Consider the following 13,744-nt stretch of genomic DNA (forward strand, 5'->3'; position numbering starts at 1 on the left):
AGGCACGGCCCCACCCCCAACCCCTCCCGTGAAGGGGAGGGGCTTGAGAAGATCTTGGCCCTCAGACGGCATCGTACACGACCTCGAGCGTCGGCTTCGCCACATAGGCAACACCGCGCATGTCGGCCTGGCTCGCGGGCTTCAGCGCATAGTCCGCCCCCGTCACGTCCGCTGAGAACAACCCCAGCAACCCGTCCTGATCCAGCGGCGACGGCCGTAGCGGCGGGGCCTCCGCCACGTTGACCGCGAGTTCCTCGAACAGGCTTGCCCATTGCCCGCCGGGCTTGCCGATGATCTGATAATTCGCGCTTTTCTTGCGAATGTTCTCGTTCGCGGGGATCGCGGTGAGTACCGGGATGCCGACCGCTGCGGCAAACGCCTGCGCTTCGCCGGTGCCGTCGTCCTTGTTGAGGATCATCCCCGCGACGCCGACATTGCCGCCCATCTTGCGGAAATATTCGACCGCTTTGCACACGTTGTTCGCGACATAGAGCGATTGCAGGTCGTTCGAGGCGACCACGATCACCTTCTGGCACATGTCCCGTGCGATCGGCAGGCCGAAGCCGCCGCACACCACGTCGCCAAGGAAGTCGAGCAGGACATAGTCGAAGCCCCATTCGTGGAACCCGAGTTTCTCGAGCGTCTCGAACCCGTGGATGATCCCGCGCCCGCCGCATCCGCGCCCGACCTCGGGTCCGCCCAACTCCATCGCGAACACCCCGTCGCGCTGGAAGCAGACGTCCTCGATCCCGATCTCCTCGCCCGCGAGTTTCTTGCGCGACGATGTCTCGATGATCGTCGGCGTGGATTTTCCGCCGAACAGCAGCGACGTGGTGTCGCTCTTGGGATCACAGCCGATCAGCAGCACGCGCTTGCCCTGTTGCGCCATCATGTAGCTGAGGTTGGCGAGCGCGAAGGATTTCCCGCTGCCGCCCTTGCCGTAGATCGCAATGATCTGGGTTTCCTTGGTGACCGGGCCGGTCGGGACCGGGTCCGGTTCCTGGGCGGCTTCGTCGCGCAGGGGGCCGGGATCGAGCATCGTCATACGGCTCTCCAGTCGAGTACCATCTTGAGGCAGGCAGGGTCGCCGAACGCCGCCGGATAGGCATCGGCAGCATCGGCGGCTGGGCGAACGTGGCTGATCAGGGAATCGAACCTCAAAGCTTTGGTCGCCACCAGCGCGGTCGTGGCGGCGACATCCGCTGGCGTGAACTCGGCGGAGATGCGAAGGCGCGCCTCGCGTTGGAAAGCGGGCGGAAACGCGAAGCTCAACCGGTCGTAAAACCCTGCGAGGACGATCTCCCCGCGTTTGGCGAGGCGAGAAACGGCCAGATCGAGAATGTCGGCCGCGCCGCTGGCGTCGCAGATCGTCGCATAGTCGCGGAGGTCATCCTGACTCGGGTCGATCACCGTATAGCCGTCACTGTCCTGCCGAGCAGGATTGGTTTCCCACACGACCGGCGCGGGTGCGCCGAGCGCGACCACGATACGCGCGATCAGCCGTCCGACGATCCCGTGACCGATCACCAGATCCGGCGGATTGCCCCCCGCCACCGCATGATAGGCCGTTGCCGCCAAAGCGGTCAGCGTTCCGTCGGCGCCGAGACGTTCGTCGATCGGCATGGCACGGAGCGACGGAAGTACGACCCGGCGTGCCGTTCCCCCGAACAAGCCGCGCGCGTCCCGGTAGCAATTGGCGCCAGGGACGAAGACCCATTCCCCGATCCGCCCCCGCACATCGGATCCGGCATCGACGATACGCCCCACCGACTCATATCCCGGCACCAGGGGATACCCCATGCCCGGGAAGGCGGGCATCCGGCCCGACCACAGCAGTTTCTCGGTGCCCGAGCTGATCCCGCTCCAGGCGACCTCGATCAGCACGTCTCCGGCGCCGATCGGGTTCAGCGCGAGCGGACGGAGCAACAGCCGTTCCGGCGCCTCCAAAACCACTGCCAGTGTCTCCACCGCGCCTCTCCCAAATCAACCGCCGAACCAGCGATCTTGTTGAGTGTCGGTTTAGTTGGACATTTCTGACTGTCAATATCGTTGATCAATTACCGCGCGACGCGACGATGATGCTGCACGTCAACGGCAAGGCGGTCGCGACCGTGCGCGCCGTTGCGAACCCGGCCAGCCGGAGCATTGCGTTGATTTCGTGGGACGTCCGCGGGCGACCGGACCCCATCGCAAACAGATACATCCCGAAATAGGCATCCCCCGCCGGTTCTGCCCCGCGCGTTCCCGCCATCGGTTCCGCGATCAGCAGGCGTCCTCCTGCCGGGAGCGCGTCGTGGATCGCGCGTAACAGGCGGAGCGCCGGGGCATCGTCATGATCGTGGAGCACGCGCACCAACGTGATCAGATCATACCCCCGCGGCAACGGATCGACCAGAAAGCTTCCGGCATGGAACGTCGTTCGCGATTCGAGCCCCGCTTCGCCGAGTCGCGCCCGCCCGCGCTCGACGACGGCGGGAAGATCGAACAGGCCAAGGTTGAGCGCCTTGGCCGTACGCGCGACCGTTTCGAGAAACCGCCCTTCCCCACCACCGATATCCAGCATCCGCCGATGCCTGGAAAACCGATAGGATCGAACGATTTGCGCGGCGACCAGCGGCTGCGACGCCGCCATCAGCCGCGAATACGGATCGACTTCCGCCGACTCCAGGGCGTCGTGCGTGCGGGCATAGCCCCAATAGTTGGCCAGGCGTCCGCCGCCCCCGCCCCGACGCAGCAACCCGACCGGATCGGCGAGATCGGCGTAGAGCATCGGGTGATGCGCGACCATTTCGGTGATGCCCGCATTGCCGCACAGCGCCGCCCCGGCACGCCCCAACACCCACTCCTCGCCGAGGTGGTCGACCAGCCGTAACGCCGCCGCCGAACGGAGCAGCCGGAGCGCCGCGGGTGGTGGCAAGGCACAGTGTTCCGAAACGTGCTCGGTGCTGGTCGGCCCGCGCGCCAGCAGGTCGAGCAGCCCGGTCTGAACGCATGCCGTCAGCGTCTGTGTGTAGACGAACCCCGCCACCAGATCGAACAATTCGCGGGCGCGCGCACGGGCGATCGGCCGGGTCGGCCAGAAACGGGTCGCCGCTTGCTGAAAGCGCGGCGACGCCAGCACCCGGTTGCGCCAGCCGACCCACGCCGTCCGCATCCGCAACCAATAGCCCTTTGACATGTTGCTTGAAGTGGACGAAGCCATATGTCCAGTTGATTGGACATAAATCCTGCTTCGGTCAACTGGCGGGAGCGCGTTCGATGGTATCGCAGCACAATACCGTGATCATCGGAGCCGGGATCGGCGGACTGGTGAGCGCTGCCCTGCTTGCCGCACGCGGCATCGGCGTCACGGTGGTAGAGGCTGGCGTAGCCCCCGGGGGCAAGCTGCGCGAGATTGTTGCAGACGGGGTTGCGATCGATGCGGGACCGACCGTGTTTACGCTCCGCGACGTGTTCGACGAGGTTTTCGAACGCTGCGGCACGACGCTCGACGCCCATCTCTCGCTGCGCCCCGCCGCTATTCTCGCTCGCCACGCCTGGGGAGCCGACCGGCTCGACCTGTTCGCCGACCCCGCGGAAAGCGAAGCTGCGATCGGTGCCTTTGCGGGAGCACGCGAAGCGGCGGGCTATCGCGCCTTCCGGGCCGAGGCGAAGCACATTTTCGAGACGCTCGACCGTCCCTTCCTGCGCGCGCCCGCCACCAATCCGCTCGAACTGACGTGGCGGATGGGGTGGCGGGGGTTTGCCGACCTCACTCGCATTCGCCCGTATGAAACGCTGTCGCGGGCGCTTGCCGGGCATTTCCAGGATCCGCGGCTTCGGCAATTGTTCGGGCGGTACGCGACCTATGCCGGATCGTCGCCGTACGCCTGCCCGGCAACGCTGATGTTGATCGCGCATGTCGAGGCAGCGGGGGTCTGGCTGATCGACGGCGGGATGCACGCCTTGGCCCGTGCGCTCGAAGCGCTCGCGATCCGCAATGGCGCGACCTTCCGATACGGCGTGCCGGTTCGCGAGATCACGGTGGACCGCGGACGGGCGGCGGGCGTCATCCTCGCGTCGGGGGAACGGATCCCGGCAGCCGCGGTAGTGTGCAACGCCGATCCCGCGGCGCTTGCCGCAGGAGCCTTCGGGGAGTCCGTCCGTCGGGCCGTTTCCGGCGTCGCGCCGAAGCGGCGGTCGCTGTCGGCGCTAGTGTGGTGCGCGCGCGGAACCGCCGACGGATTTCCGCTGGTCCGCCATAACGTGTTCTTCTCCGGGCAATCCCAGGCCGAATTCGGTGCGCTCGCGGCGGGCCGGCTGGCCGACGACCCGAGCGTCTACGTCTGCGCGCAGGATCGCGGCGCAGACCGGTCGGAGCACGCGTCCGGAGACGCCCCCGACGGGCGCACGCCGCACCGCGAGCGCTTCCAGATCATCGTCAACGCGCCCCCCACCGGCGACACTTCCCCCCTTACTCAAGCGGAGACGGACCAATGTACCCAGTCGATGCACGCAACGCTGCGCCGCGCCGGCCTGACGCTGGACTTGCCGGCACAAGCGACGGTTCTCACGACGCCGGCTACTTTCGCCACGCTGTTCCCACAGACGGGTGGAGCCCTTTATGGACCGGCCTCGCACGGGTGGGCGGCATCCTTCCGCCGCCCGGGCAGCCGGACGCGGATCCCTGGGCTCTATTGCGCGGGCGGGAGTACCCATCCGGGCGCGGGCGTCCCGATGGCGGCCTTGTCCGCCCGCCTAGCCGTCGCATCCCTGCTCACGGACCACGCTTCGATGGCGCGGTCGCACCCGGTGGCTATGCCTGGTGGTACGTCGATGCGTTCAGCGCGGACCGCCGCTTCGGCCTGACCATCATCGCGTTCGTGGGGAGCGTCTTCTCCCCCTATTACAAACTCTCGGGTCGCGAACGGCCCGACAATCATTGCGCGATCAACGTGTCGCTCTGCGGGCCGCGCGGAGGGGCGTGGGCAATGACCGAACGCGGGCACAAACGCGTGCGGCGCGACGCGGACCATCTCGCGATCGGACCGAGCGCGCTGAGCTGGGACGGCGATACGCTGGTGATCGACATTGCGGAGATTTCCGCCCCGTTGCCCTATCCCGTGCGCGGCACTGTCCGCGTGAAGCCCGAGATGATCGGTACGACGGCGTTCGCGCTCGATCCGGCAGCGCGGCATCGCTGGCACCCGGTCGCCCCGCGCGCGCGCGTGGAGGTCGACATGATCCATCCCGACATGCGCTGGTCGGGGGACGGATACTTCGATTCGAACTTCGGGGACGAGCCGCTTGAGGCCGGGTTCGACGACTGGCATTGGTCGCGCGCGCATCTGACACGCGACGTCGCGGTTCTTTATGAAGGACGACGCCGGAGTGGCGAGCCGTTCGATCTCGCGCTCAAGTTCGACCGTCAGGGGCGCTGGCACGATGTTGCGCCACCACCGCGAGTCGCCCTGCCGCGGACGGGCTGGCTAGTGTCGCGGGCGACTCGCGCGGATGTCGGATCGCACCCGAAAGTCGCGAAGACCTGGATCGATGCGCCCTTCTACGCCCGCTCCGCGCTGGATACGCAGCTGTTCGGCGAGCCCGTGCGGGCGGTGCACGAGAGCCTGTCGCTGGGGCGTTTCCGCTCACCCATCGTCCAGTCGATGCTCCCCTACCGCATGCCCCGCGCTTTCTGGTGAGTCCGCCTTCTTCGCCTTGTCCCGCGCGATCTCGCGGTTGATCGAGACGAGCTGCCAGACGACGAACACGATCGTCGGCACTCCGACGATCGCCATGTCCATCAACGCGAACAGGCCGGAAGGCATTGCGCTACGACACCGCTTGGGGGACCGGCATCGATGCCGGATCCGCCGCGAGGGCGCGGATCATCGCTGCCACGTCGGCGGGCCGTTCTTCATGCGCCAGATGCCCCAGATCCGGCAGGACCTGCACGTGACAGGCGGGCATCCGTTTCGCCGCCTGCTCGACCGAGGCCAATGGGATCGCCGCATCCGCCCCGCCGTGGAGCAGCAGCGCTGGCACGGTCATCCGGGGCAAGTCGCGCGCGAACGTGTCGAGATCCCACGCGGCCATCATCGTCAGCGCTCCTGCCACGTGATCCGACGTCGCGAAGAGCCGACGGTACAAGGTGACCCCAACGGGATCGATCCGCGACCCCGTCGCGCGCTGGAGATACGCCCCCGCATCCCCCGGTCCGCGAGCGAGCCCCGCGACCAGATGCGGCACGAACGGGTTGACGAACAGCATCCGGGCGAAGGTCGGGAACATCTTCGCGGCCAGCCCCGGAAACGGCATCAGCGCCGGGTTGAGGCCGACGACGGCGTTCGGCGCGACGATGCCATCCAGCACCATCCGGAACGCGATCGCCGCACCGGCGGAATGCCCGACGACGAGATCGGGCGCAGCCCCAAGCACGCGGAGCAAGTCGCCGACGCTCCGCGCCATTGCGGGCATCGCCAGACCACCGGTCGGACGCCCGGTCGTGAAGCCGTGCCCCGGCAAATCGGGGGCAATCACGGTGAAGTCCGCCGCGAGCAAGGGGGCAAGCGCCCGCCAGCTGTGCGTTGCCGCGCCTGTGCCGTGCAGCAGCAGCACCGCCGGCGCAGTGCCTAATTCTGCGCCGAGGACCTGTACGTGCCAGCGGATCCGCCCGGTATCGACGAAACGGCTCGCCGCGCGGTTGGGCCAGTCGCGCCCCTCGTCCGACCAGGTCGCGCGACTCATGCCGCCTGTACCGCCGCGATCGCGCGGTGCATTGCGGCGGCATCGGCGCGCGGCAACGGCAGGTAGCGCGCGCCCATCGCGAGCGCGAGCCGCGCACCCTCAGGCCGCGGGCGGGCGGCGGTATCGATGAACACCGCCCCGATCCGCGCCTGCCCGATCGTCCGCGCCGCCAGCTCGGCTTCCTGCTCGGCGCGCGCGCGGACCGCGCTGCCGTCGAGCGCGATGTTCGCGCGACCATCGGTGAGGACGACGAGAAACGGCGTCCGCCCCCGCCCCCGCGCCGCTTCCGCCAGCGCGCGGGCGGCATCGAGGCCGGCGGCCAGTGGCGTTCCTCCGCCGCCGGGCAAGTCCGCCAATACGCGCCGGGCACGCGTCAGCGAGCGCGTTGGCGGAAGCAATACCTCCGCCGCAGTCCCGCGGAACGCGATCAGCGCGACCTGCGCGCGTTTTACATAGGCTTGGGCGAGCAACAGTTCGACCGCGCCTTTGGCTTCCGCCAGTCGCGCGGCCGCCGCCGATCCCGATGCATCGACCGCGAAGATCGTCAGCGTTTCCGCGCGCGCCTCGAACCGGCGAATGCGCAGGTCGTCACGACGGATGCGGATCGGACCGTTCCCCCGATCGCGCAGCGCCTGCCACGGCGCAGCGGCGCGAAGGGTATCGATCAGACTGAGCCGCAATCCGCCGCGCGGCACCCCTGCGCGCGCACTCAACGGCCGTCCGCGGACAGCGGACTTGCGCCGTTCCCCCGCGCCCCGCGACCGAGTGCTTCCGCGCGGTCCTCGTCCGAGCGCAAGGCGTTCGAGCACGTCGCGCGGAAGCGTCGCCAGCGCGGCGGCGAGGATCACATCCTCGGGAAGGTCGGATCCGGTCTGCTCCCCCTCGCTCTCGTTGTTTTCGGGCGGCGGCGGTGGTGGGGCGGTGGTCCTGTCGGGCTCGGACGTCGGTGGAAGCCGGGTCGCACGCGGCCCCAGGACGAGGCGCACCGCAAGCAGCACGTCATCGCTGTCGATCGTCGAACGCCCGGCCAATGCTGCGGCGGCGCGAGCCGCCCGGAGCGCGAACACCGGCGCGCGCGCGGAGTCGACGCCAAGCGCCAGCGCGGTCGCGGCGAGGATCGTGATGGGGTCGATCGCGGCAGGATCGTCTTCCATGCCACTTGTCGAAACCGGCGGGTGCGCCGCCATGCGCTGTTCCGCGAGCGTGCCCGGGACAGCGGCATCCGGGAGTCTACATTCGGAGAGGTCGATCCGAAACGCCAGCCGCTCGACCAGCGCGGCCGGTGGCGCTTCCTCTTCGACGCCGTCGTCAAGCGCGATCACCGCAAGCCGCACGGACGCGCCATCCACCGCACCCGCATCGAGCACCGCCGCGATCTGCGCCGCCGTCGCCCCACTCATACGCTCCGCCATCGGTAGCACGACCACGCCACCGTCCGCAGCAGCCAACACGCCGCGTTGCCGCACCGGTCGGCCAAGCGCGAGCGTTGCGGTGAGATCGAGCCCGCCGACCAGTCCGTCGCCATCGACATGCGCAGGGATTCGCCGCAGCGGGGCGTTGTCCGGAAGCGCCGCGTGCAGGGCCGCGACCACCTCGTCGCGCAGGTCGCCGCCGCCCCGCAGGATGATTCCCCCCAGCCCGACCGAATCGATTGCGCATAAGCGTGCTGCCATCAGCGCATCGTCCAGCGACGAAGGCTTGGCGATCATGCCGCCGCCAGGTCTTCCAGCGCGCGTTCGATGCGGACGGTCGATCCGGTTTCGTCGAGCACCCCACGCCGCAACCGATGCCGCAGCGCAAGCGGCGCGACCCGTGCGATGTGCTCCGTCGCGACCGACCCTGCGCCTTCCAGCGCCGCGAGTGCGCGGCTCGCGCGCATCAGCGTCAGCTCGCCGCGCAGCCCGTCCGCCCCAACCGCCATACACAATTGAGCCGCACGGGCGAGCATCGCGTCTGGCACTGCCACCGCGGACACGGCTGCGCGTCCGCGCGCGATCCGCTTCACCGTCTTCTTTTCGGAACTGTGCCAGCTTTCGGCAAAGGCTTCGGGGGTTCGCTCGAACGCGTCGCACCGCTTCAGGATCTCAACTCGGCTTGCCAGGTCCTGCGGGGTCCGCACCTCGACCGACAGGCCGAAGCGGTCGAGCAATTGCGGACGCAGTTCGCCTTCTTCGGGGTTGCCGCTGCCGACCAGCACGAAGCGTGCGGGATGCCGTACCGACAGCCCTTCCCGCTCGACGACATTCTCGCCCGACGCTGCAACGTCGAGCAGCAGGTCGACGATATGGTCCTCGAGCAGATTGACCTCGTCGATATACAGGAACCCGCCATTTGCGCGCGCCAGCAGACCAGGCTCGAACGCTTTCACGCCAGCCCCCAGCGCACGCTCGAGATCGAGCGCGCCGACGACCCGGTCCTCGGTGGCCCCCAAGGGCAGATCGACGAAGGGGACCGGTACGGTGGCCTTCGCCGGCGGCGGTACTGCGCCCTCCGGATGGAACCCCGCGAGCGCGGCGGACATCGGCGGGAGCAGCGCCGCCAGCGCCCGCACTGCGGTCGACTTGCCCGTCCCGCGATCCCCGAACACCATCACGCCGCCGATCCGCGGATCGACCGCGGCGATCAGCAGCGCGAGCTTCATCTCGTCCTGACCGACGATCGCCGAAAAGGGAAAGGCCTTGCCCATACGCTTGGTGTACCACACACTTGACACCGGGCAAGTGGACACTGGTGTTTCGGGGCGCGATGCTTCAAGGAATTTACGATGAATCCGCTCTATGTCTCCGGCGCCTGTGCGATCGCGCTTCTCGTAGCCGGCGGTCTCGCAACGCCGATCGGCGCTTGGTACCGCGATTTGCGCAAGCCGAGCTGGCAGCCCCCCAATTGGCTGTTCGGTCCGGCATGGACAATTCTGCTGGGCCTCGCGGCCTGGTCGGCGGCGATCGCGTGGACTGCGGCTCCGGATGCGGCGGGGCGCACCACGGTGGTCATCCTGTTCGCAGTCAACGCGCTGTTCCATTTCCTGTGGAGCCCGCTGTTCTTTGCGCTTCGCCGTCCCGACTGGGCCCTCATCGAGGTCGTGTTCCTGTGGGGGTCGCTCGTCGCGCTCCTCGTTGGCCTTGCGCCGATCTCAGGCTTTGCCGCGCTGCTGATCGTGCCCTATTTCCTGTGGGTCAGCTTCGCGGCGGTGCTCAACTGGGCGATCGTGCGCCTCAACGCGCCGTTTGGACAAGCGGATCGGACACCGCGCGCCCAACCCTAGACTGCGCCGCCGCCATCCGCGCGAACTGGTCGATCGCGGCGACCCGCTCGACGATGTCGGCGCGGTAGAGCGCGCCCGCCGGAGTCACCGCCAGCGCATACGCCCAGAAGGGACGCGCCGCGGTCAGATCGCCCGCGTCGACATACGCCATTCCGAGGAAGAACGCCGGCCCCGGTGTGCCGGGCGCAAGCGCCACCGCTCGGCTGAACGCGAATTTCGCGGCGGGCGATACCGCGCGATCGTGCAAGGCCAGGACATAGCCGAGTTCGGTCCACAACGCCGAATCACGCGGATGTTGCGCGAGATCCTGCAACAGCCCTTGTGCGGCGGCGTGCGTATCCCCCGTCTCAAGCCGTCCATCCGCACTGGCGAGCGCGAGCGCGTCCGGCGATTGCGGCGCGAACACTGCCGTCCGGAACGCCACCATTCCGGGATCCACCGCAATCGGTACGCTGGCGGCGCGGACCAGGATCCCCGGCTGGTGCCGAACTGCCTGTACCGCAAACCCGGTCGCCCCGACCATCAGCGTAGCGCCGACCAGCATCGCGAGCGACCGCGCGATTCCCAGCGACCACAGCAGACCCACGGTCGCCGCCCCCATCAACGCCAGCATCACCATGTTCATAGCATCACGCCCCGCACGGTTGCCGTGCCGATGCGCTCCACCCCGACCAACCGATCCGCCATTTCGGCCAGGGCAGGACATTTCGACACCGGTACGGGATACGCTTCCTTCGATCCGAGCGCCACAATTTCAAAGGAGCGGCAGATCGGCAGCGCAAACAGATCGACCGCGCCCGATCTGGCTCGCTATGACCGGCGCAGGAGGAGCCCATTGTGACCAAGCCATTCAACCCCGGGACGCCGCAATGATCACGCTGATTCTGGCGCGCGCTACGAATGGCGTGATCGGTCGGGACGGCGCGCTGCCGTGGCACATTCCCGCCGATCTCAAACGTTTCAAAGCGCTGACCATGGGCAAACCCATGATCATGGGGCGGAAAACGTTCGACAGTTTCCCCGCGCCGCTGCCGGGGCGGCGCCACATCGTGCTGACCCGCGACCGGGACTGGCGCGCCGACGGAGCGGAACCGGTGTACGACGTGGACGCTGCGCTCGCCTGTGCCGGGGACGGAGCGGTTGCGGTGATCGGGGGCGCCGAAGTGTTCGCGCTATTCGAACCGCTCGCCGACAAGCTTGAACTAACCGAAGTCCACGCCTCGCCCGTAGGCGACGTGACCGTCCCGCGTTTCGTCGGTTGGAAGGAAACCGCGCGGGAAGACCATTCCGCGACCGAATCTCAACCGGCGTACAGCTTTGTAACCTCCGCAAGACTTTGAAACGTCGCGCGGGGTTGTCGCCACCGTTACCAGACCGCATACCGACGGCATGACCGGACGTGGCATCGCGGATGCCGCATAAAAGTCCTGCATGATGGAGAGCGGTGCCGATGCGCAAAGTCCTGGGGGCGGTGGCCGGCATCGTCGCGCTTGCGGCAATCCTGTTCTTCATGCTCGCGCCCAGCATGATCGAGCGCAGCATGAACGTCGTGGCACCGCTGCCCTTACCGATCTCGCCGCGCGCCGCGGCGCTCCACGCGCGGTTGCAGGTCGCCGACATGCATGCCGACAGCCTGCTGTGGAACCGCGACCTGCTGACGGAGTCGCGGCAGGGACAGGTCGACGTACCCCGACTGCTGAAAGGCAACGTCGCGCTGCAAGTGTTCTCGTCGGTCACGAAGACACCGAAACGGCAGAATTACGACTCGAACCCGGCCAACAGCGACACCATAACCGCGCTCGCCATCGCCCAATTGCAGCCGCCGCGCACGTGGGGATCGCTGCTGCAACGCTCGCTGTGGCATGCCAGCAAGCTCGATCGTTTTGCCGCCGCCTCGAACGGACGCTTGCGCGTGATCCGGTCCGCCGCGCAGTTCGACCGCCTGCTCGCCGATCGAGTCGAAGGCGCCAAGGTCGTCGGCGCGATGCTGTCGATCGAGGGGTTGCAGGACCTCGAAGGTCAGCTTTCCAATCTCGACGTTTTGCACGGCGCCGGGTTTCGGATGGCGGGCCTCGCGCATTTCTTCGACAATGATGTCGCGGGATCGATGCACGGGGAGCGCAAGGCAGGTCTCACGCCGCTCGGACGACAGGTGGTGCGGCGGATGGAAGCGCTGGGGATGATCGTCGATATCGCCCATTCCAGTCACGCGACGATCGCCGACGTGCTCGCGCTGGCCCGCCGCCCCGTGGTCGCGAGCCACGGCGGCGTACAGGCGACGTGCCGGGTCAATCGCAACCTGACGGACGCGGAAATCCGCGGCGTCGCCCGGACCGGTGGCGTCGTCGGGATCGGCTATTGGGACGGCGCGATCTGCTCGACGCGGCCGGATGCGGCGGCGGCGGCGATCGCGCACGTCCGCGATCTCGTCGGAGTGGATCATGTCGGCCTCGGCTCCGATTTCGACGGCGCGGTCACCACGGCGTTTGATTCGGCGCACGTCGCCGCGATCACGCAAGCGCTGCTCGATCGCGGGTTCAGCGATGCCGATATCGGCAAGGTGATGGGGGGCAATGTGCTCCGCGTGATCCGCGCTGGGATCGTTCCGAACAAACCTGCCTAGCGCAGCCGCTTCGCCGTGCTTATAGGCCGCATCCATGGAGCGGCTCGACGGCAGCTCGGCGGTTCCGGAGCGCTTGCGCGGTGGGATCATCGCGCTCGGCAATTTCGATGGATTTCACCTGGGGCATCAGGCCGTGGTCGGCAGTGCCGTCGCGCGCGCGCGCGCCGAGGGACGTCCGGCGTTGGTCGGGACGTTCGATCCGCACCCGATCCGCCATTTCGTGCCTGACAGCGCTCCGTTCCGGCTCAGCACGCTCGATCAACGCCAACGCCTGTTCGCGGAAGCGGGCGCAGACGCCATGGTGGTGTTCCACTTCGACACCGCGCTCGCCGCGCTGGGGGCCGAGGCGTTCGTCGAGCAGTTGCTGATCGACCAGATCGGGATCGCCGGCGCGGTTACGGGCGAAGACTTTACCTTCGGCAAGGGCCGCAGCGGATCGGTCGCGATGTTGGCGGAGATTGGCGCGACGCGTGGTTTTTCGGTCGATACGGTGGCGCCGGTGATGCTCGACGATACGCCGGTTTCGTCGAGCCGCATCCGCACCTTGCTTCAGCAGGGCGATCCGCGCGGCGCCGCGCGCCTGCTCACGCGCCCGTTTGCGATCGAAGGTACCGTCCAGCATGGCGACAAGCTCGGGCGGACGATCGGCTACCCGACGGCCAATCTCGACATGGGGCAGTATGTCCGGCCGGCCTACGGCATCTATGCAGTGCGCGGACGTCTGGCGGACGGGCGGATGGTGGACGGTGCAGCGAACCTGGGAATCCGCCCGAGCTTCGATCCGCCGAAGGAATTGCTCGAGCCGTTCTTCTTCGACTTTTCGGGCGATCTGTACGGTCAGGTAATCGAGGTTGCGCTGATCGAATATCTCCGCCCAGAGGCGAAGTTCGACACGCTGGAAGCGCTCACCACGCAGATGGACGCCGACTGTCTGCGCGCGCGAGACCTGCTCTCGGCCTGACGTTAACCAGGTAACGCCAAGACTTCGTTCGATATCCTCAAGTACTCCCCGCATTTTGCGACACACTGCGCGTAGCTGAACAGCAGGTTGTTTCAGGTTCATGCAACGTTGCTAGAACAGGGATCGTTCTTGCTGTGGAATTGATCCAAGCACGGTGTAACTGGGAGAAACT

14 protein-coding genes are annotated in these 13,744 nt (G+C 67.6%); 6 read left to right on the forward strand and 8 right to left on the reverse strand.

Annotated features, from left to right (window positions below; translation table 11 throughout):
* Positions 1–61: 61 nt before the first annotated feature.
* The 3 genes from QBJ92_RS00935 to QBJ92_RS00945 all read right to left on the reverse strand — a co-directional run bounded on the left by QBJ92_RS00935 (position 62) and on the right by QBJ92_RS00945 (position 3,178).
* Positions 62–1,045, reverse strand: coding sequence for a chlorophyllide a reductase iron protein subunit X (locus tag QBJ92_RS00935; RefSeq protein ID WP_277967787.1), 984 nt, complete (start codon positions 1,043–1,045; stop codon positions 62–64).
* The gene (gene bchC / locus QBJ92_RS00940; RefSeq protein WP_277967788.1) at positions 1,042–1,968 is read right to left on the reverse strand and encodes a chlorophyll synthesis pathway protein BchC; all 927 of its coding nucleotides are present in this window, start codon (positions 1,966–1,968) and stop codon (positions 1,042–1,044) included. Before bchC ends, QBJ92_RS00935 begins: the two co-directional genes overlap by 4 nt.
* Positions 1,969–2,053: 85 nt before the next feature.
* A complete protein-coding gene (locus tag QBJ92_RS00945; protein WP_277967789.1) occupies positions 2,054–3,178 on the reverse strand; it encodes a methyltransferase in 1,125 nt (374 codons plus the stop codon).
* 80 nt (positions 3,179–3,258) lie between these two features.
* On the opposite strand from QBJ92_RS00945, the gene crtD reads away from it, so the two are divergent.
* Positions 3,259–4,848, forward strand: coding sequence for a 1-hydroxycarotenoid 3,4-desaturase CrtD (gene crtD / locus QBJ92_RS00950; RefSeq protein ID WP_277967790.1), 1,590 nt, complete (start codon positions 3,259–3,261; stop codon positions 4,846–4,848).
* 122 nt (positions 4,849–4,970) lie between these two features.
* Positions 4,971–5,681, forward strand: coding sequence for a hydratase (locus QBJ92_RS00955; protein WP_277967791.1), 711 nt, complete (start codon positions 4,971–4,973; stop codon positions 5,679–5,681).
* Here QBJ92_RS00955 and QBJ92_RS00960 read toward each other — a convergent pair.
* From QBJ92_RS00960 to QBJ92_RS00975, 4 genes are read right to left on the reverse strand one after another with little or no spacing between them, the layout of a single operon-like run.
* Positions 5,628–5,807 (reverse strand): hypothetical protein, encoded by a 180-nt coding sequence (locus tag QBJ92_RS00960; RefSeq protein WP_277967792.1) that lies wholly within the window; start codon positions 5,805–5,807, stop codon positions 5,628–5,630. The genes QBJ92_RS00955 and QBJ92_RS00960 overlap by 54 nt on opposite strands.
* A 4-nt stretch (positions 5,808–5,811) precedes the next feature.
* Positions 5,812–6,726, reverse strand: coding sequence for an alpha/beta fold hydrolase BchO (gene bchO, locus QBJ92_RS00965; RefSeq protein ID WP_277967793.1), 915 nt, complete (start codon positions 6,724–6,726; stop codon positions 5,812–5,814).
* On the reverse strand, positions 6,723–8,435 hold the full coding sequence (locus QBJ92_RS00970) for a magnesium chelatase subunit D (RefSeq protein ID WP_277967794.1): 1,713 nt from the start codon (positions 8,433–8,435) through the stop codon (positions 6,723–6,725). The genes bchO and QBJ92_RS00970 overlap by 4 nt, the downstream gene beginning before the upstream one ends.
* Positions 8,432–9,412, reverse strand: a complete 981-nt coding sequence (locus QBJ92_RS00975; RefSeq protein ID WP_277967795.1) for an ATP-binding protein — start codon at positions 9,410–9,412, stop codon at positions 8,432–8,434. The genes QBJ92_RS00970 and QBJ92_RS00975 overlap by 4 nt, the downstream gene beginning before the upstream one ends.
* 78 nt (positions 9,413–9,490) lie before the next feature.
* Between QBJ92_RS00975 and QBJ92_RS00980 the strand changes: the two genes are divergently transcribed.
* Positions 9,491–9,988 (forward strand): TspO/MBR family protein, encoded by a 498-nt coding sequence (locus QBJ92_RS00980; RefSeq protein ID WP_277967796.1) that lies wholly within the window; start codon positions 9,491–9,493, stop codon positions 9,986–9,988.
* On the opposite strand, the gene QBJ92_RS00985 is transcribed toward QBJ92_RS00980, so the two are convergent.
* Positions 9,939–10,613, reverse strand: coding sequence for a tetratricopeptide repeat protein (locus tag QBJ92_RS00985; protein ID WP_277967797.1), 675 nt, complete (start codon positions 10,611–10,613; stop codon positions 9,939–9,941). The two genes, QBJ92_RS00980 and QBJ92_RS00985, sit on opposite strands and share 50 nt — an antisense overlap.
* A gap of 244 nt (positions 10,614–10,857) precedes the next feature.
* On the opposite strand from QBJ92_RS00985, the gene QBJ92_RS00990 reads away from it, so the two are divergent.
* The 3 genes from QBJ92_RS00990 (at position 10,858) to QBJ92_RS01000 (ending at position 13,572) form a co-directional block, all read left to right on the forward strand.
* The gene (locus QBJ92_RS00990) at positions 10,858–11,328 is read left to right on the forward strand and encodes a dihydrofolate reductase (protein WP_277967798.1); all 471 of its coding nucleotides are present in this window, start codon (positions 10,858–10,860) and stop codon (positions 11,326–11,328) included.
* 110 nt (positions 11,329–11,438) lie between these two features.
* A complete protein-coding gene (locus QBJ92_RS00995) occupies positions 11,439–12,611 on the forward strand; it encodes a dipeptidase (protein WP_277967799.1) in 1,173 nt (390 codons plus the stop codon).
* Positions 12,612–12,645: 34 nt separating this feature from the next.
* Positions 12,646–13,572: a bifunctional riboflavin kinase/FAD synthetase gene (locus tag QBJ92_RS01000; protein ID WP_277967800.1), complete on the forward strand. Its 927-nt coding sequence runs from the start codon at positions 12,646–12,648 to the stop codon at positions 13,570–13,572.
* The last annotated feature ends 172 nt before the right edge of the window (positions 13,573–13,744 follow it).

This window comes from Sphingomonas echinoides, from assembly GCF_029623395.1.
GTDB lineage: Bacteria > Pseudomonadota > Alphaproteobacteria > Sphingomonadales > Sphingomonadaceae > Sphingomonas > Sphingomonas echinoides_A.

Bases quoted from the DNA above. Each gene is read 5' to 3' on its own strand.
- QBJ92_RS00935 (WP_277967787.1), bottom strand. From the start codon at position 1,045: ATGACGATGCTCGATCCCGGCCCCCTGCGCGACGAAGCCGCCCAGGAA.
- QBJ92_RS00945 (WP_277967789.1), bottom strand. From the start codon at position 3,178: ATGTCAAAGGGCTATTGGTTGCGGATGCGGACGGCGTGGGTCGGCTGG.
- crtD (WP_277967790.1), top strand. From the start codon at position 3,259: ATGGTATCGCAGCACAATACCGTGATCATCGGAGCCGGGATCGGCGGA.
- QBJ92_RS00955 (WP_277967791.1), top strand. From the start codon at position 4,971: ATGACCGAACGCGGGCACAAACGCGTGCGGCGCGACGCGGACCATCTC.
- QBJ92_RS00960 (WP_277967792.1), bottom strand. From the start codon at position 5,807: ATGCCTTCCGGCCTGTTCGCGTTGATGGACATGGCGATCGTCGGAGTG.
- bchO (WP_277967793.1), bottom strand. From the start codon at position 6,726: ATGAGTCGCGCGACCTGGTCGGACGAGGGGCGCGACTGGCCCAACCGC.
- QBJ92_RS00970 (WP_277967794.1), bottom strand. From the start codon at position 8,435: ATGATCGCCAAGCCTTCGTCGCTGGACGATGCGCTGATGGCAGCACGC.
- QBJ92_RS00975 (WP_277967795.1), bottom strand. From the start codon at position 9,412: ATGGGCAAGGCCTTTCCCTTTTCGGCGATCGTCGGTCAGGACGAGATG.
- QBJ92_RS00980 (WP_277967796.1), top strand. From the start codon at position 9,491: ATGAATCCGCTCTATGTCTCCGGCGCCTGTGCGATCGCGCTTCTCGTA.
- QBJ92_RS00985 (WP_277967797.1), bottom strand. From the start codon at position 10,613: ATGAACATGGTGATGCTGGCGTTGATGGGGGCGGCGACCGTGGGTCTG.
- QBJ92_RS00990 (WP_277967798.1), top strand. From the start codon at position 10,858: ATGATCACGCTGATTCTGGCGCGCGCTACGAATGGCGTGATCGGTCGG.
- QBJ92_RS00995 (WP_277967799.1), top strand. From the start codon at position 11,439: ATGCGCAAAGTCCTGGGGGCGGTGGCCGGCATCGTCGCGCTTGCGGCA.
- QBJ92_RS01000 (WP_277967800.1), top strand. From the start codon at position 12,646: ATGGAGCGGCTCGACGGCAGCTCGGCGGTTCCGGAGCGCTTGCGCGGT.